The sequence below is a fragment of the Alkalibaculum bacchi genome, from assembly GCF_937875145.1.
GTDB classification, from domain to species: domain Bacteria; phylum Bacillota; class Clostridia; order Eubacteriales; family Alkalibacteraceae; genus Alkalibaculum; species Alkalibaculum bacchi_A.
In genome coordinates this window covers 1-15983 of record NZ_CALNCS010000019.1, presented here as the reverse complement: position 1 = coordinate 15983, position 15983 = coordinate 1, and the positions used below count along the sequence as shown (strand labels likewise).

Genomic DNA, 15983 nt, shown 5'->3' with positions numbered 1-15983 from the left:
AAAGGCTTATAGCCGTAGAGGAAACCACCCGTTGGACGGGTGGTCCTCATTTTTCCCGTCCGACGAACCAACCGACCAACCAATTTTGAAAACGTTAAATCTTGTTTTTAAACCTCAATAAGAGTACGATAATATTATATTAACTATCGAGGTGATATTCATTAACAGATTATTAGATTATCATACACATACAATACATTCTTGGGATGCAAAAAATACTGTGCAGGAAATGTGTGAAAGTGCCGTAGATAAGGGCATTACGGAGATTTGTTTTACAGAACATTTTGCAGTAAGAGAAGGAGATATTTGTACTGACTATATCGATTTTGAGCATTATACAAAAGATATTCAGATGGCTAAAGATGTTTTTCAAGAGAAGTTAGTCATTAAAAAAGGCATAGAAATCAGTGAACCTCATTATAAAAAGGATGAGATAAGTTCACAGATTAAAGATCAAGATTTAGATTTTATTATCGGCTCCGTTCATTCTGTAAATGGAGTGGATTTGATAGATTACATCATCCATAGAGATCAAATATCAATTTATAGGGATTATTTTGAAGAGCTTTTAAAGACCGTCTCAGTAGGTGATTTTGATGTTATTGGACACTTTGATTTACTTAGAAGGTATGCTTTTGATTCTAGCGGTAGATACCGACACGCTGATTTTCAAGAGCTCATCAGAGAGATACTAAAAAAAGCAGTTTCACGAAGTATTGGACTAGAAATCAACACATCAGGCTTTCGCTCAAGCTCTGTAGAAATTTTCCCATCAAGAACGATTTTAGAATAATATAGAGATTTAAAGGGAGAAATCCTTACGGTTGGCTCTGATTCTCATACGATCGATGCCATAGGATATAATATTGCTTCCGTATATTTAATGTTAAAACAGATGGGCTTTAAGGCAGTATTCTCCTTTGATAAAAGAGAACCAATGGCTGTTCAGTTGTAAATAAAAAGCGCCTTTGGCGCTTTAATTAATTGAAAAAGAATACCCTTCTTCCATAAGTGCGTTTTTTATTTCCATTACGTGATCTCGATCCCTAGTTTCTAGGGAGATTCGCAGAAAACAAGAGTTTATATCTACGTTGGTATCGGATCTATCGTGATTTACGGACACTACGTTTCCACCTAAATCAGCAATGATTTTAGATATAGATCCTAATTGTCCTGGTTTGTCCATTAATTTGATATTTAATGTTACCAGTCGTCCAGATTTTTGAAGTCCTCGATCAATCACTCGAGATAGGATAGTCACGTCAATATTACCTCCAGATATTAAACAAACTACTTTTTTTCCTTAAGATTTTGTTTGAAACAATTGAATTGAAACCGAGTTTTGCTAGTGTTATAAAAACTATAAAATTATTTTGTGTTAATATATGGTTGAATGTAGCAAGCTTAATAGTTCTTAACAAAATAATCTATAAATATACAAAATTTTAGAGATTACTAATGTTATACTATAGATATATGTATTCTTTTCATATCAAGGCTCATTCATAAGGAGGAGTTCGAATTATGACGGATAAAAGCCAACAAGCAAAGCTATCAAAGAGAGCTCAGTTGCTAGATATAGTAGACAAAGAGCTCTTAATAAAAATCTTAAATGCTTTTACTAAGGCTACAGATTTAACAGCAAATATTGTAGATATACAAGGACGATCCATTTTTTCTAGAGAAGATGCTCAAAAAAGCTGTAGGTTTTGCCGTATCATATGGGAAAAGGAAAAGGAAAAAGGTCTTACCCGTTGTATGGGTGCCTACGAGAGAGCGGGGAAACAAGCAGCAATTTTTGGAGAACCCTATATATTCAGGTGTCCTGCTGGATTAATAGAATGGGCAGCTCCTATTATTATTAATGGACAACACTTAGGAACGATTATTTGTGGTCAAGTACTCATGTGGGAACCAGAGGAATTCTTTTGGATTGAACTAAGACAGATGAATAAAGAGCTAACAGTTGATTTTTATGAGCTCATAGATGCAGCAAAAAAATTAAAAGTTCTCACCGTAGAAAAGGTTCAAGGTGCTGCAGATTTACTTTATGTTACGGCAAATAATATTATGAAATATGGATATGAAAATCAGAAACAAAAACAGGAGATGGCATTGCAGCAATCCCTATTAAATGAAGAAATACAAAATAGAAAGAGTTTAGAAGAAAAACTTAGCATACAAAGTATAAGTCTCAATTATTCCTTAGAGAAAGAGCGAGACTTGGTCAGCAAAATAAAATTAGGTGACTTTGAAGGAGCTAAGACCATATATCAAACACTTCTAGCTGATATCTTCCTTAAAGAAGCAGCTAAACTCAACAAAATCAAAGCACGAGTTCTCGAACTAGGGGTAATCCTTTCAAGAGCTTCTGTAGATGGAGGGGCAGATTTAAATCAAGCCTTAGATATTAGCTCTACTTTTTTAATGAATGTAGGTTGTTATGAAACCATGGAAGAAATCGATTTAGCAGCTATTAAAACCTTTGATTTATTTCTACAGGCTATAAAGAATAATTCTAATGCTAGTAATCGTTTAGCTATTCGAGGTATTAAAGATTACATACTAGAAAATTATCAAGAGAATACCTCTTTAGAAGAAATTTGTGATGCCGTTTTTTTAAGTCCTAATTATGCAAGCAAAATCTTTAAAGACGATCAAGGAATGACCATTATGGAATACGTTACAAAGGTCAAATTGGAAGAAGCAAAAAGATTGCTTCGCATGCCAGGAATTTCAGTAGAAGATATTGCAGAAAAGCTTGGTTACAGTGATCCTAGTTATTTTACGAAGGTTTTTCGCCGTAAAATTGGGATGACACCTACCCAGTATAGGAAGCAAAGTTAGGAGGATGAATCGGATTGGTACTAGATATTATAAAGGAGATTCAATTAGGCGTAATGAAGGGTAATGCTCAATTAGTAAAAGAAAAAACAGAGTTTGCCTTACATCAAAGAATTAATACAGAAATAATTATTGAAAAAGGTTTAGTTGAACCTATGAACGAAATAGGAAAGAGCTTTCGAACAGGAGAAAATTTTGTACCAGAAGTTTTAAGAGCTTCACGTGCTATGCATGCAGGTTTATATATTTTAAGACCTATCCTCTGTCGTGAACACCGTTATTCAAGAGGCATCATTGTAATAGGTACCGTAGCAGGAGATATTCACGATATCGGTAAGAACTTAGTGGCAATGCTTCTAGAAAGTGCAGGTTATACTGTAATAGATTTAGGGATTGATGTTCCTGTAGAGGGGTTTATAGATGCAATTTATAAATATGAGCCAGACATCCTAGCTCTTTCTGCTCTTCTTACGACAACTATGGGCTCACAAAGAGATATTATGAAGAAGATTCGAGAAGAAGGCCTAGACGAGAAGATAAAAGTCATAGTAGGAGGTGGACCTGTTACCCACGACTATGCCAAAGCCATTGGCGCCCATGGTTACGCAAAAGACTTGTTTGAGACCATTGACCTCGTAGATAGTTTAGTAGTAGAAGATGAATAAATCAAAAAGCCAAAATTTCGGTAGATGAAATTTTGGCTTTTTTGAATAAATTACCAGAAACTGTTGGAATAGTACAATTTACGAAATATTCAAAGTGGTGGAGTACCAGAATGTATTGATATTTTCCATCGACTTAAGAATTGAAGGAGCGTATTATATAAGTATAGAAATAAGTTGTATACATAAATTGAAATACAAAATTCTGGAGGTGGTGTAGAAAAAGCCAATACGAAATGCAGGCCTGCAAAATCCATATCTGGCTTTTATCAAACATGTTTCTAGCTACAACGCCTATGAGACAAGGGGAAGGTATCTTTATGAATTTTAAGTTAATAACACAATTAGTAAGTGAACTTGAAGAAGATGAGGTTATAAATTTACTAAATCATTTTGTCCAGTCCAACCCATCAAAAGAAGATGTAATTAAAGTTATTGGAGCTTGTCAAAAGGGCATGGCAATCGTGGGAAGACATTTTGAAAGCAGAGAGTACCTTGTGGGAGATGTTATTTATGCAGGTGAAATGCAACATATGATTCTAGACTTATTAAAACCAATAATAGGGTCCAGTATAGATCCCAGTACAATAATAGTAGGAGCCGTATGTGTAGAGCCTAAAAATATTGGCGAACGTCTCTTTAAAATGATTATCGAATCATCTGGTTATATGGTATCAGCAGAAACTTGTTAATATAATTTAATTTATATGGAGGAATCAATATGAAAAAAAGTTATACACAGTTAGCTTATAAGGATTTAAATGATTTTGTGTACGGTTCTTGTCCTAATCCTGTCACTACAAAAAGCGGTCTCGTCATTGGTGGAGGCACTATTTATCCAGAATTAAACTTTACTCTTCCAGGAATGAATATCGATGAAAATTCAATAAAGGATGCCTACAAAATTTATGCAGACATTATAAATGGTTCTTTAAAAAGAGCACATGAACTTCATGCACCAGGTGTAGTTCTTGAATTAGAGACATTAGTTAACTTTACAGAAAATCCTAAATGGGGTATTGAAGTTAATCGAATTATCTTAGACATTATGAAAGAATATGCGGACAAATATGGTTTAAAGACAGCACTACGTGCTACTCTTAACGATACAAGAGAAATGAGTCGTCCTCCTGTAATGAGAAGCGGCAAGTACTGGGATGGCATGATGGAAGCCTTTGAAGGCTGTGCAAGAGACGGAGCAGATTTCCTTTCTATAGAGTCAACAGGTGGAAAAGAACTACACGATGATGCATTAGTTAATGCAGAAATCAAACAAGTAATATTTTCCTTAGGCGTATTAGCAACAAGAGATATGGAATTCTTATGGGGACATTTAGTAGATATTGCAGATCGTAACAATTGCTATGCAGCTGGAGATTCTTCTTGTGGATTTGCTAATACAGCTATGGTACTTGCAGAAAGAGGATTTATACCTAAATCTTTTGCCGCAGTAGTACGTGTTGCTAGTGCATCTAGAGCTTTAGTAGCTTACGAAATGGGCGCAGTAGGACCTAGTAAAGACTGTGAATACGCAGGTCCATATATTAAAGCAATAACAGGTACACCAATATCTGCAGAAGGAAAATCTGCAGCATGTGCACACTTTAGTCCAGTTGGAAATATCTCAGCAGCAGTAGCAGATCTTTGGAGTAATGAGTCTGTACAACAAGTAAAACTTTTATCTGATTACGCACCAATCGTATCTATGGAACAATTAATTTACGACTGTAGATTGATGAATGAAGCAACGAAACAAGGTATGAATGTACAATTTAGAGATTTATTAGTAGAATCAGACTCTAGATTAGATGTTCAGGCTTATGTACTTAGACCTGATTTTGTATTTGATATCAGTAAAGAATTAGTTAAAGAACAAAATCCTTTCTTGAGAACAAAATTAGCAGCTCAATTAGCAGTTGAAGGACTTAAAAAGGGTATAGCAGATGGCAAAGTTTCTGCAGATAAGAGAGATAATAAATATCTTGATATTATGGCTAGAGAATTAGACGAAATACCTGAAGAACCTATGGAATTCTACAATGATATTAAAGAAGACTTAGATGAAAGCAAATACTTACCTGGCGAATATTTAATAGGCTAAGCATAAATGTATAGATATGGAATGATTTACTGTAATATAAAAATAATTGTTTAATTAGAGGAGGATTACAATATGTCTAAATTTGAAAATATCGCTCAATGTGTTCTGGATGGAGAGTTTAAAAAAGTTAAAGGTCTTGTTAACAAAGCAATGGAAGATGGCGCTAAGCCAATGGATATTATAAATGAAGGTTTAATAGGTGGTATGAATCTCGTAACTCCTTTGTTTAAAACAGGTGAAATGTTTGTTCCTGAAGTTATGAAATCTGCTAAGACGATGAATATTGGAATGGATCTTTTAAAAGAGTATATTAAAGAGGGCGATTTAGTAACGAAAGGTGTCATTATTACAGGAACGGTTAAAGGGGACCTTCATGATATCGGTAAAAACTTAGTAGGTATGATGTTAGAAAGCAGCGGATATACCGTTATAGACTTAGGAACAGATATAGAACCAGAAGATTTTCTTAAGGCAATAGAAAAAGAAAAACCTGATATCATTGGTATGTCTGCATTGTTAACGACTACAATGATGAATATTAAGGAGACTATTGATTTTCTAGAAGAAAAAGGCGTTCGAAATAAAGTTAAGATTATCGTCGGTGGAGCGCCAATTAGTCAAGAGTTTGCAAATCAAGTAGGCGCTGATGGATACGGTGAAGATGCAGCTGCAGCAGTAGAATTATGCGATTCACTAGTAAGTGAAAAAGCACACGCATAACAAATGCCAAGGAGGTCATGACCATGCTTATTGTGGGAGAATTAATCAACACAAGTAGAAAAGCTGTAAAAGAAGCAGTTTTAAGCAAAGATGCAGATTTTATTAAAAAATTAGCACAAGAACAATACGACGCAGGAGCAGATTATATTGACGTAAATTGTGGTACAATGGTCAACAATGAAGCAGAAGTAATGACTTGGCTCGTCAATTGTATACAAGAGCAAGTAGATGCACCTCTTTGTATTGATAGTCCAGATGCAGCTGTTTTAGATGCAGGATTGGCTCTTTGTAAATACGATCAGCCAATGTTAAACTCTATAAGTGATGAAGATGATCGATTTGATTCCATATTACCTATTATATTGAAGCATAAAGCAAAAGTAGTTGCACTTTGTATGGATAGTACTGGAATGCCTGAAACAGCAGAAGATCGCGTAAAGGTAGCTCGTAATTTATATCATAAGCTTACAAAAGCTGGTGTACCAGACGACGATATCTACTTTGACCCTCTAATAAAACCAGTGAGTAGCATTAGTACAGCAGGAATCGAAGTATTAGAGACGATTAAGCAAATTAAGTTAGAATTTCCAGATGTACACTTTACATGTGGGCTCAGTAACATTTCCTTTGGATTGCCAAATCGAAAAGTTCTCAATAGACTATTTGCTGTACAAATCATGGCAGTTGGAATGGACGGTTACGTATTAGATCCAACGGATAAAGAAATGATGGGTTCATTGATTGCTTCTACTACTTTACTCGATCAAGATGAGTTTAATTGCGATTATTTAAAGGCCCATAGAAAAGGACTCTATAAATAAGCTCTAGGTTATAAATTCTATGTAAAATCTTCTGTAACGCAAGTGTTTTTACATAGAACGTAGAATGTACAACTAAAATAAATTTATAAACGAAAAGGGAAAAGGAGTTGCTTTTTCCTTTTCGGTATTTATGTATTAGGGGATTTCTAGTTTTTAATTCAGTTTTTATGATATGTTAATAATCTAATGTAACGGTCACTATTAATAACCTAAAAGGTTTTACGTAGAACTTAGAACAAAAGTGTGGTCAGCACTTTTTTATAAATATATGTACCATTTCAGAGAGGAGTATTCTTATGACAAAGATAGATATCGTATCTGGTTTTTTGGGTTCAGGAAAAACTACTTTTATTAAAAAATTACTAGAAGAAAATATAGTTCAAGAAAAAGTGGTTATTGTAGAAAATGAATTTGGAAAGGTCGGCATAGACGGAAGCTTATTACAGGAAACAGGTATTGATATTGTAGAAATAAATTCAGGTTGCATATGCTGTACTCTAGTGGGAGAATTTTCTAGAGCTATTGAACTTGTCATAAAAACATATCAACCAGACAGAGTTATTATCGAGCCGTCAGGAGTGGGAAAACTTTCAGAAGTTTTATCTTCTTGTACTGAGTTTACTTCTCAAGATCATATAAAGCTAAATGGAATTGTTACTATTGTAGATGTAGTAAAGTATGAAACGAATCTAGAGTATGTCACAGAGTACTTTGAAGATCAAATTAGAAATGCCAATACCATATTTTTAAGTCGAACACAGAAGGCTACTGTAGAAGAAGTTCAGTACATAGTAGAGGATATAAAAAGAATCAATAAAAATGCAAATATTGTAACTACTCCATGGGATCAATTAGAGAGTAAGGGAGTGCTTACACTATTAGAAAACAAAGTAGGCGCCTTTATGGAAGAACAAGAAAAAGTCTGCACCGATCCACATTGTAATCATCATAATCATTCTCATAAAGAAAATGAGTTTTTTGAGCGCTGGGAAATAGAAACAAGTCAGCCTTATACAAAAGGAGACATTGAATATTGTCTAAAAGCCCTCAGTGATACGGATTATGGCATGGTCTTAAGAGCAAAAGGAATCCTGCCTACAACAGAAGGAGATTGGATTCAATTTGATTTTGTGCCTGGCGAGTACGAGATCAGAGATATTTCACCGGATTATACGGGAAGGCTCTGCGTCATCGGTAAAGCTTTGAATAAAGGAAAAGTAGAGAGATTATTTGCTTGCAAATAATAAATTTATCTCTATTACTTTTCTTTTGATTTAATTTTTGTATCTAATAGTGTGGCACGATTTACTGTTGAAAATCCATATTTTTCTCTTATAGCGTCTAATGCCTTTTCTAATTTAGCTGTTTTTTCAAGATTATCTTTTGGTACATTGGCTTTTGGAAGGTCAAACATCGAGATCTGCTCGTAATGACCTTTCTCATCAAAATTGTTAAGACTAATACCTAAGAGTCGAACAGCTTTGTGATGATTCCAGTATTTATGTAGAAGTTCTATACTAGTATCATAGATGATTGTAGTTAAATTAGTGGGTTCTATAGTTTTTTGTCTTGTGATGGTTTGAAAGTTAGAATACTTAATGATAATCTGTATAGTACGCCCTTTTTTATTCTGTTTTCGTGCCTGAATACCTACTTCATCTGCTAATTTCATGAGTACTAATTTTGCATCTTCCACATAAACAATATTTTTTGGTAGTGTAATCGATCGGCCAATGGATTTTACATCATCGTGATCATGAGAGACTACATGAGATGAATCCATTCCATTTGCAAGAAGGTAGACTTGAGAGCCTATTTTTCCAAATTTCTTATAAAGACTTTCCCTTGAATATTGAGCGATATCTCCAATAGTGAAAATACCAATGCCATGCAGTTTTTTAGCTGTTTGATTTCCAATGCCATACATTTTTCGAACAGGAAGTGGCCAAAGTTTCTTCTTAATATCTTTTTGCCAAAGTTCTGTAATGCCTTGAGGTTTTTTCATGTCGGATGCCATTTTAGACAAAAATTTATTTTCAGAAATTCCTATAGAGCACCACAGACCACATTCTTCATTAATATGAGACATAATGGTCTTAGCTGTTTCTAAAGGCTGTCCAAAAATCCCTTCAGATCCTGTCATATCTAGCCAAGCTTCGTCTACGCTATTTTGTTCAATAATAGGAGTGTACTCCATAAGGACATTCATTACCTCATGAGATTTTTGCCTGTAAAAGGAGTGATCTGGCGCAATAAGTACTATTTGAGGGCAAAGCTTTCTGGCTTCATGAACTTGCATTGCAGTACGAACTCCATATTTTCTCGCTTGGTAATTAGCCGTAAGGATAATTCCCGTCCTGTTTTTAGGATCCCCTGCTACAGCTGCAGGCTTTTCAATAATTTCCGGATGACGTGTAGTTTCACAGCTGATAAAGAAAGCATTCATATCCACTAAAAACACTACTTTGTTTCGCATAAGAATCACCTCCTTGAAAATTTTTCACATTACTGGTATTTATAGCGTCAAAGACGCTTTATAATTAAGCAGGAAAGTTCTACTTTTTGACCCTAGCTGCTGCTTAAGTCATTCTGAGTGCCAACAAAGAATCTTTGACCTGTAAGACTTGTCCCTAGCGCTGAAGATTGAAGACTGGTAGCTAAAATACCAAAGGCACTTTCTTGTAGTATACCATTTTATCCTTTTCAACTGAAATCATTTACGATAAAATGATATTCAAGAATATTAATAATTAATGGAGTGAAATAATGAATTACTGTGAATTAAATGAAAATAAAGCCTGTGACGACTGTGGCAAGTGCCAAGTATGTGATTTAGATAAAAATAAAATCTGTGATAATTGTTGTGAATGTATTGGAATAGATTTAGAATACAATGTAGTAGAAATTGAACATGTAGAAGATGGAGCAGACCATGCTTTTAATGAAGATGAAGAAGAATTGTTTACCCAGTGGATGGAGAAAAAAAGAGAGAATAAATAGACAAAGGGGAACCGCATATGAACAATGTGTTGAAACAAAGATGTGAGCTGTTGGTGAGAAATAGAGATATTATGAAGAATCATTTTAGATGGGATCACTCTACACTTCATCCTCTTTGTGGGAGTATGTACACAGAGAGGCAATTAGAAGTAGATGAAGTAAAAATTAAAGAATGCAAAGATATTATTAAGTCTAATACTGGCCTTTTGTCTTCCTTTCGAAGTACCACAAACTTAATTCTAGCTACCATGCTTTCCCTTGAAAATCAGCCTGTTATTAAGTTTCAAAAGGTACTCCTGATTTACGACTTACTCAGAAAGGAATTTTATTCGTCTGATTACTTGCCACTATCCGCCTTTGTAATGGCAGATATGGTCAAAGATACGGATTATAAGAGGGTCATAGAAAAAGCAAAGGAAATCTACAAGAGAATGAAAAAAGAACATCCCTTCTTAACATCAAGTGAAGATAGTGGCTTTGCCATCATTTTTGCCATTAGTGACTTGACTGTAGAGGAAGCCATTACAGAAATGGAAAAATGCTATAACTTTTTGCACACTCAGTTCTTTTCTGCTAATGCCGTTCAGTCTTTAAGCCATACATTAGCTTTAGGAGAGGAAAACTTCTTGAAAAAGTGTAATAAAGTTATGGAGATCTTCGAAGGATTAAAAAATAGAGACTGCAAGTTTGGCACAGGAGTAGAACTAGCTATACTAGGTGTTCTAGCTATGACAACGGATAATACACAGCAAGTTGTTAGTGATATAGTAGAAGTGAACGAGTATTTACTCTCCTTTAAAGGCTTTGGAGCACTAGGAATAGGAAAGAAACAGCGACTGATGTACAGTGCCATTTTAGTAGAGCAGGAATACAAGAGACAATGTGAAAATAAACTTATGGAAGTAGCGTCGATAAATAGCATCACAAGCATTATAATTGCAGAGCAAATAGCTGTAACGGCAGCAATTACGGCAAGTATGGCGGCAACAAATGCTGCAAATAGTGGATGACAAAAATCTGAAAGCGAAAAGTGGAAACAAAACCTTGTTTGAGGAACGAAAATGACGTTTCGTTGTTTTGACTCACAAGATAGAAGAAAGTGCCTTTAGCACTTTATCCATCAGCGGCCAGTGCTAGGGTGACGTGTTATAGGGGGAAGATTCCATCACATATAAAGGGGACTTAAATAATACTTAAGTCTCAAAGTAGAACTTTCCTAATGCATAAAACAGATGAAAGGAGATGGGTTTTACGATGATGCCAAATATGTTTATAAGCTTGTTTGTGTTTCCTATTATGATCGCGATTCCAGCAATCATTTTGTATTTTATTATAAAACTTGCTGTAAAAAACGCGGTAAAAGAATTGAGAAATGATGAATTTTTAAAATAAAAGAATCGAGGTGCCAGCATGAAAAAACCTATGGTTATATGTGTAATCCTTTTCTGTATTTTATTATTAGTAGGGTGTTCTTCTGTTAAAGTAGAAGAAACGGGCACTTCAAAAGAAGAATCAACGCCTATATTACCTGAAATGACCTTTTCTGCTGCTACATTAACAGTAACTGAGGAAAATATACAGGCTTTAGTGACAGGTGGCAGAGGTAATGGTACCATATTTGATTACAATACGAACAAAGACATAGGAGCAATAGAAGTCAATGTAATAGAAAATAAAGAAGGTAGTATGCCTGTAGTTATTAATAGCAACCGTTCATCTCTTGATTTTAAAAATGGCAGATGCTATTTTGAATATAGTATGGACAAAAGCGAGTTAAATGTAGCTTTTCAGGGTGAGAATAATGGCAATACAGGCACTGCAACTTTTACTAGTACATTTGATGTAGAAGAGGAAACAGAAGGATATTCTACTAGAACCCAAATGTATTTAAATAGTAATACAAAGATAAAGGTTGGAGAAGAGATTCCTATCACCTTAGTTATAGAAAGCGATTTTGATGAAATGACTACCTGGCCAATAGAAAAATACATAGAAGAACCTAATTTGTTGAAGGAATATGAGAAATCTTATCTTATTACCGTTACTTTTTTAGAGGAAGATGCATAAAAATTAGCCATCTCAATAAGAAATTAAGTTAAATAAAGTTGAAATATAGATATAAAATAAAAGACTACATTTTTGGTAGTCTTTTATTTTATAGTTTGGGAAGGAAATGTAACTCTATTTAAATAAATTGGAATTTGTCGAGCAAATCTTAGTTCATTCTCTATTCCTCAATAATATGTGCTTTAATAATTTATCCATAATATAAAATATGATAATTTATTGACCAATATTCGTAAAAGTAATTGTAAATATTGGATATATTGGTTATTATTATAAATAATAGTATATCATTGAATAAAGTAAAATATTTATAATAATTTTAAGAAGATAAAAAAATGAAAAGAAGTATTAGAGAATAATAATTGGAATTGGAGACAAACAAGGGGCTCAAGATAGAATACACCTGAAAAGTGGACTTCTATGAACCACGTTCCGTATATCTATTCAGTAGCAATTGACGATACGCTTATTTCTGAAGTATACGCAGGAGAAGCACCAGCAAAAATCATACAGGTAGAAGGTAATAAGAGATTTTGGTATGCTGTCAGCGATAAGAAAGAGGTACAAGTAACAGTGGTAAAAAGTGATGGTACCAGGGAGATAATAGAAGAAATTGAAGGTGGTTGGGATAAGGTAGTTGAGTATTAATACAAATTTGTAATGATTCTCTATGTTACATATATAGAAAAAAGTATAATTAGAAAGTGGTGGTAATATGTCAACTGCATTTGCATTTGTATGGGATATGGTAAATGTTGTGATCTTAGTAACTGTTGTAGGACTAAGCATATATCTTTTGATACTTTTAATAAAGGCGTTGAAGGTTTATATAAATAAAAACTCTTAATATTTATAGGATTATATTGATCAATTCATTAGATATTAGGAGGTCAAATCATGGATATGGAAGATAAACGTAAAATGGAAGAATATAAAAAGAATCCAATGACTAACCTTGCTGATTCAATAGACCATTCACTTATAGGTGATTTAAGACAGTTAACAAAAGGGAAGTTGCTTACAAGGATTATTGTTGGTGTTATAATTATTGGAATACTAATTTTAATATTCTTTGTTGCTAATAATTAAACTGATGTTGTTTGTTTAAGATGTATTGTTTATAAATTGAGTCACGGTAGTATATTGTGAAACACAAGGGGGAATATACAGTGTTTTTGTTCGATAAAATAATGCTTTTATTTAATGACGAAGACGTATATATTGGGTATTCAGTAGATGAAGTGACAAAAATAACAAGTGTTCTGACAGAAAATAATATTAAATATAAGCACAAGGTAGTAAAACTTTTAAGAAGCGATGAAAGATTTAGTTTAAGAAGAGTTGGAGTAAATATGAATTACGAAACACAGCATACTGTTTCTGTTAAGCAAAGCGATAACGAACAAGCAAAATATCTTGTTAATAAAGTTTTACACTCACTAAATAGTAAGAATTAAATTTATATTAAAATAAGATTAATACACAATATTCCTAAATTAAGCCATAATATAAGATGGATTTATATGGAATTAAAGAAGTAATTAAAGAGGTTACTAAGAAAAACAAATTAGACTGCTATGGAAGATAAATCACTGGTAACAAGCAAAAAAATCAGCAACATATTTTAGTATGATTTTTACCGATCGAACTCCATTTATTAAAAACATATTTAAGGAGATGAAAAAATGAAAAAAAGTAATACAGGAATCTTTATCTTTTTATGTATTGTACTTTTATTCAGTATGACAGCTTGCCAAAAGGAAACACCCTATTTTAAAGATATACATTTAGGTATGTCCCGTGATGAAATTCTTGAGATAAAAAAGGAGTGGGGAAATCCCCAAGTATCAAAGGAAGATTATATTTTATATCAAGATATAAAATATAATGATTTAATAGGAGAAGCAGAATATACTTTTGATGAAGATGGTAAGTTAATTCAATCAAGTATTGGCATTGTTCCTACTAAAAAAGAGTCTTCTACTGTTTATGAAGAATTAATTGAGGGGCTTTCAAGAGACTATGGTGAAGGCACCAAATTATATGAGAGTACGACAATGTGGAAAACAGAATTTAACGGAGAAGACAACTATATTCTCTGTTTGCATGATAGCGCAAATAAAAATCTCTCAATAATGCTGTGCACTCCAGAAGTATACGATGGAATAATCAATTTTGAGTCAACAATTGCAGAGCCTTATACCTTCAAAGTTGATAATCGTACTCTTGTATTAGAGGATATCCCTGAAAATAGGGCAAAGAATTTATAAAGGATTCTTATTGGGTGTTGTCAGTAACCGCATAGTACAACTTGCTCCTTGTCCTCTTTTGGTTACGAAGTAGTAATTGCTGTTGATTTAAGTAAAAAGCTATAGGTGGAAATTTTAAAGAGAGCAAAGCCTTTGTATTGTAGGTTTTGCTCTCTTTTGGAATATCAAATATAAATAATAATAGTTGAAGATTCTATTGTAAATTTAATCTGATTTTTATAATAATCATTAAGATAAAACGGTATTTTCAATATCTATATTTATTGTACCATCTTTGATTTCTATAATCCTGTCAGTTTTCTGAGCAATTCTACGATCATGGGTAATAATAATAAAAGTGGTTTTAAATTTTTCATTTATATCCCTCATAATATCATAGATGACTTCTGTAGTGGCTGAATCTAAGTTCCCAGTAGGTTCGTCGGCCAATACTATCTTGGAATTATTGATTAAGGCTCTCGCGATAGAAGTTCTTTGCTGCTGTCCACCAGACATTTTAGTTGCATTGTTGTCTTTTACCTTATCTAAACCCATAATATTCATTAATTCTTTTGCTCGTTCAATTATATCACGAGTAACTTTACCATTTTTTATTCGATAAGGCATCAACACATTCTCCAGTGCAGTAAATTCTGGTAGAAGGTAGTGAAACTGAAATATAAATCCAATCGTCTCATTCCTTAAAATAGCTAATTGATTCTTTTTCATTTGGTCTGTTCGAATCCCATTAATCATAACTTCCCCAGACGTAGGCCTATCAAGAATTCCTATAATATTTAAGAGAGTGCTTTTTCCAGATCCAGATGCTCCAATAAAGGATAATTTCTTTGTTCGCTGGAAGAGCTCCTTCGATAAGTGCGTCTTTTAATTTATAAATTCCATCTGCTTGATTAAGCTCAAATCCCCGCATAAGAATAGGGTATGTGCTATCATCTACTTTAATAAATCCAGAAGCATCCGCCGCAGGGGAGATTTCAGTGATATTCTTATCTGTCTCTTTTATTGTATTTATAATAGAAGAATAATTAGAGATTCGCCCGTTATTATCGTCTGAAAGTACTGTAATCTGTGAAGAACTTCCTATGGTTGTGTCTACAAGACTATTTTGAAGTCCGGCAATTAAGGAGCCAATAAATACTTGAACGGATATTCCTATAGCGATTCCTAGTGCAATTAAGGCGGTTTGCCCTTTGCTTGAGGATAAGAATCTCCATGCTATATTAAATACTAGTCTCATGTTGATTCCTCCTAAATAATTCAATGTCTTTGAATGTTTGAACTAATCCATCAGCATTAAAGTCTTTCTCACTTTTATTGGCATGAATAAATGCACTGCCGCTAAGTAGAATCTTTACACTACTTCCTGCCTTTTCTTTGAGTTCTTTTACAATCCTTTTGAGAGAAACTAAATTTAAGGTATTAGTAATACTTATTGCAATGATGTCTGGATGTAACGTTTCAATGGCAGAGTAGAGAGTCTCTTTTGGTGTGTTACATC

17 protein-coding genes and 3 pseudogenes are annotated in these 15983 nt (G+C 33.7%); 15 read left to right on the top strand and 5 right to left on the bottom strand.

Annotated elements, in window-relative coordinates:
- Window positions 1-151: 151 nt before the first annotated feature.
- Window positions 152-793 (top strand): histidinol-phosphatase HisJ family protein, encoded by a 642-nt coding sequence (locus Q7P22_RS01285; protein WP_303859765.1) that lies wholly within the window; start codon window positions 152-154, stop codon window positions 791-793.
- 183 nt (window positions 794-976) lie between these two features.
- Here Q7P22_RS01285 and Q7P22_RS01280 read toward each other — a convergent pair.
- Window positions 977-1303 (bottom strand): annotated as a pseudogene (locus Q7P22_RS01280) (ACT domain-containing protein); the annotation flags it as partial.
- 221 nt (window positions 1304-1524) lie between these two features.
- Here Q7P22_RS01280 and Q7P22_RS01275 point away from each other — a divergent pair.
- The 7 genes from Q7P22_RS01275 (at window position 1525) to Q7P22_RS01245 (ending at window position 8392) form a co-directional block, all read left to right on the top strand.
- Window positions 1525-2847: a PocR ligand-binding domain-containing protein gene (locus Q7P22_RS01275; protein ID WP_303859763.1), complete on the top strand. Its 1323-nt coding sequence runs from the start codon at window positions 1525-1527 to the stop codon at window positions 2845-2847.
- A gap of 14 nt (window positions 2848-2861) precedes the next feature.
- Window positions 2862-3509 carry a corrinoid protein gene (locus Q7P22_RS01270; protein ID WP_303859762.1) on the top strand — a complete coding sequence of 216 codons (648 nt, stop codon included), beginning with the start codon at window positions 2862-2864 and terminating at the stop codon, window positions 3507-3509.
- Window positions 3510-3826: 317 nt separating this feature from the next.
- Window positions 3827-4198, top strand: a complete 372-nt coding sequence (locus tag Q7P22_RS01265) for a B12-binding domain-containing protein (protein ID WP_303859760.1) — start codon at window positions 3827-3829, stop codon at window positions 4196-4198.
- A 29-nt stretch (window positions 4199-4227) separates the two neighbouring features.
- Entirely contained in the window at window positions 4228-5607 is a 1380-nt protein-coding gene (locus Q7P22_RS01260; RefSeq protein WP_303859758.1) for a methyltransferase MtaB domain-containing protein, read from the top strand.
- Window positions 5608-5679: 72 nt separating this feature from the next.
- The gene (locus tag Q7P22_RS01255) at window positions 5680-6327 is read left to right on the top strand and encodes a B12-binding domain-containing protein (RefSeq protein WP_303859756.1); all 648 of its coding nucleotides are present in this window, start codon (window positions 5680-5682) and stop codon (window positions 6325-6327) included.
- A gap of 23 nt (window positions 6328-6350) precedes the next feature.
- Window positions 6351-7148 carry a methyltetrahydrofolate cobalamin methyltransferase gene (locus Q7P22_RS01250; RefSeq protein WP_303859754.1) on the top strand — a complete coding sequence of 266 codons (798 nt, stop codon included), beginning with the start codon at window positions 6351-6353 and terminating at the stop codon, window positions 7146-7148.
- Window positions 7149-7444: 296 nt separating this feature from the next.
- Window positions 7445-8392: a GTP-binding protein gene (locus Q7P22_RS01245; RefSeq protein ID WP_303859752.1), complete on the top strand. Its 948-nt coding sequence runs from the start codon at window positions 7445-7447 to the stop codon at window positions 8390-8392.
- A gap of 14 nt (window positions 8393-8406) precedes the next feature.
- Here the strand turns inward: Q7P22_RS01245 and dinB are convergent, their stop codons facing one another.
- Entirely contained in the window at window positions 8407-9624 is a 1218-nt protein-coding gene (dinB, locus tag Q7P22_RS01240; RefSeq protein ID WP_303859750.1) for a DNA polymerase IV, read from the bottom strand.
- A gap of 290 nt (window positions 9625-9914) precedes the next feature.
- On the opposite strand from dinB, the gene Q7P22_RS01235 reads away from it, so the two are divergent.
- From Q7P22_RS01235 to Q7P22_RS01205, 7 genes are all read left to right on the top strand, one after another.
- The gene (locus tag Q7P22_RS01235; RefSeq protein ID WP_303859748.1) at window positions 9915-10148 is read left to right on the top strand and encodes a hypothetical protein; all 234 of its coding nucleotides are present in this window, start codon (window positions 9915-9917) and stop codon (window positions 10146-10148) included.
- A gap of 17 nt (window positions 10149-10165) precedes the next feature.
- Entirely contained in the window at window positions 10166-11158 is a 993-nt protein-coding gene (locus Q7P22_RS01230) for a DUF4003 family protein (protein ID WP_303859746.1), read from the top strand.
- A gap of 400 nt (window positions 11159-11558) precedes the next feature.
- Entirely contained in the window at window positions 11559-12215 is a 657-nt protein-coding gene (locus tag Q7P22_RS01225) for a hypothetical protein (protein WP_303859744.1), read from the top strand.
- Between the two features lie 420 nt (window positions 12216-12635).
- Window positions 12636-12863 (top strand): hypothetical protein, encoded by a 228-nt coding sequence (locus Q7P22_RS01220; protein WP_303859742.1) that lies wholly within the window; start codon window positions 12636-12638, stop codon window positions 12861-12863.
- 249 nt (window positions 12864-13112) lie between these two features.
- On the top strand, window positions 13113-13304 hold the full coding sequence (locus Q7P22_RS01215; protein WP_303859741.1) for a hypothetical protein: 192 nt from the start codon (window positions 13113-13115) through the stop codon (window positions 13302-13304).
- A gap of 80 nt (window positions 13305-13384) precedes the next feature.
- Entirely contained in the window at window positions 13385-13672 is a 288-nt protein-coding gene (locus Q7P22_RS01210) for a hypothetical protein (protein ID WP_303859739.1), read from the top strand.
- A gap of 228 nt (window positions 13673-13900) precedes the next feature.
- Window positions 13901-14485: a hypothetical protein gene (locus tag Q7P22_RS01205; protein WP_303859737.1), complete on the top strand. Its 585-nt coding sequence runs from the start codon at window positions 13901-13903 to the stop codon at window positions 14483-14485.
- 228 nt (window positions 14486-14713) lie between these two features.
- Here Q7P22_RS01205 and Q7P22_RS01200 read toward each other — a convergent pair.
- The 3 genes and pseudogenes from Q7P22_RS01200 to Q7P22_RS01190 all read right to left on the bottom strand — a co-directional run.
- Window positions 14714-15313 (bottom strand): annotated as a pseudogene (locus tag Q7P22_RS01200) (ABC transporter ATP-binding protein); the annotation flags it as partial.
- Window positions 15243-15722, bottom strand: coding sequence for an ABC transporter permease (locus Q7P22_RS01195; RefSeq protein WP_303859735.1), 480 nt, complete (start codon window positions 15720-15722; stop codon window positions 15243-15245). The gene Q7P22_RS01195 and the pseudogene Q7P22_RS01200, both read right to left, overlap by 71 nt.
- A pseudogene (locus Q7P22_RS01190) lies at window positions 15706-15983 on the bottom strand (hypothetical protein); the annotation flags it as partial. The gene Q7P22_RS01195 and the pseudogene Q7P22_RS01190, both read right to left, overlap by 17 nt.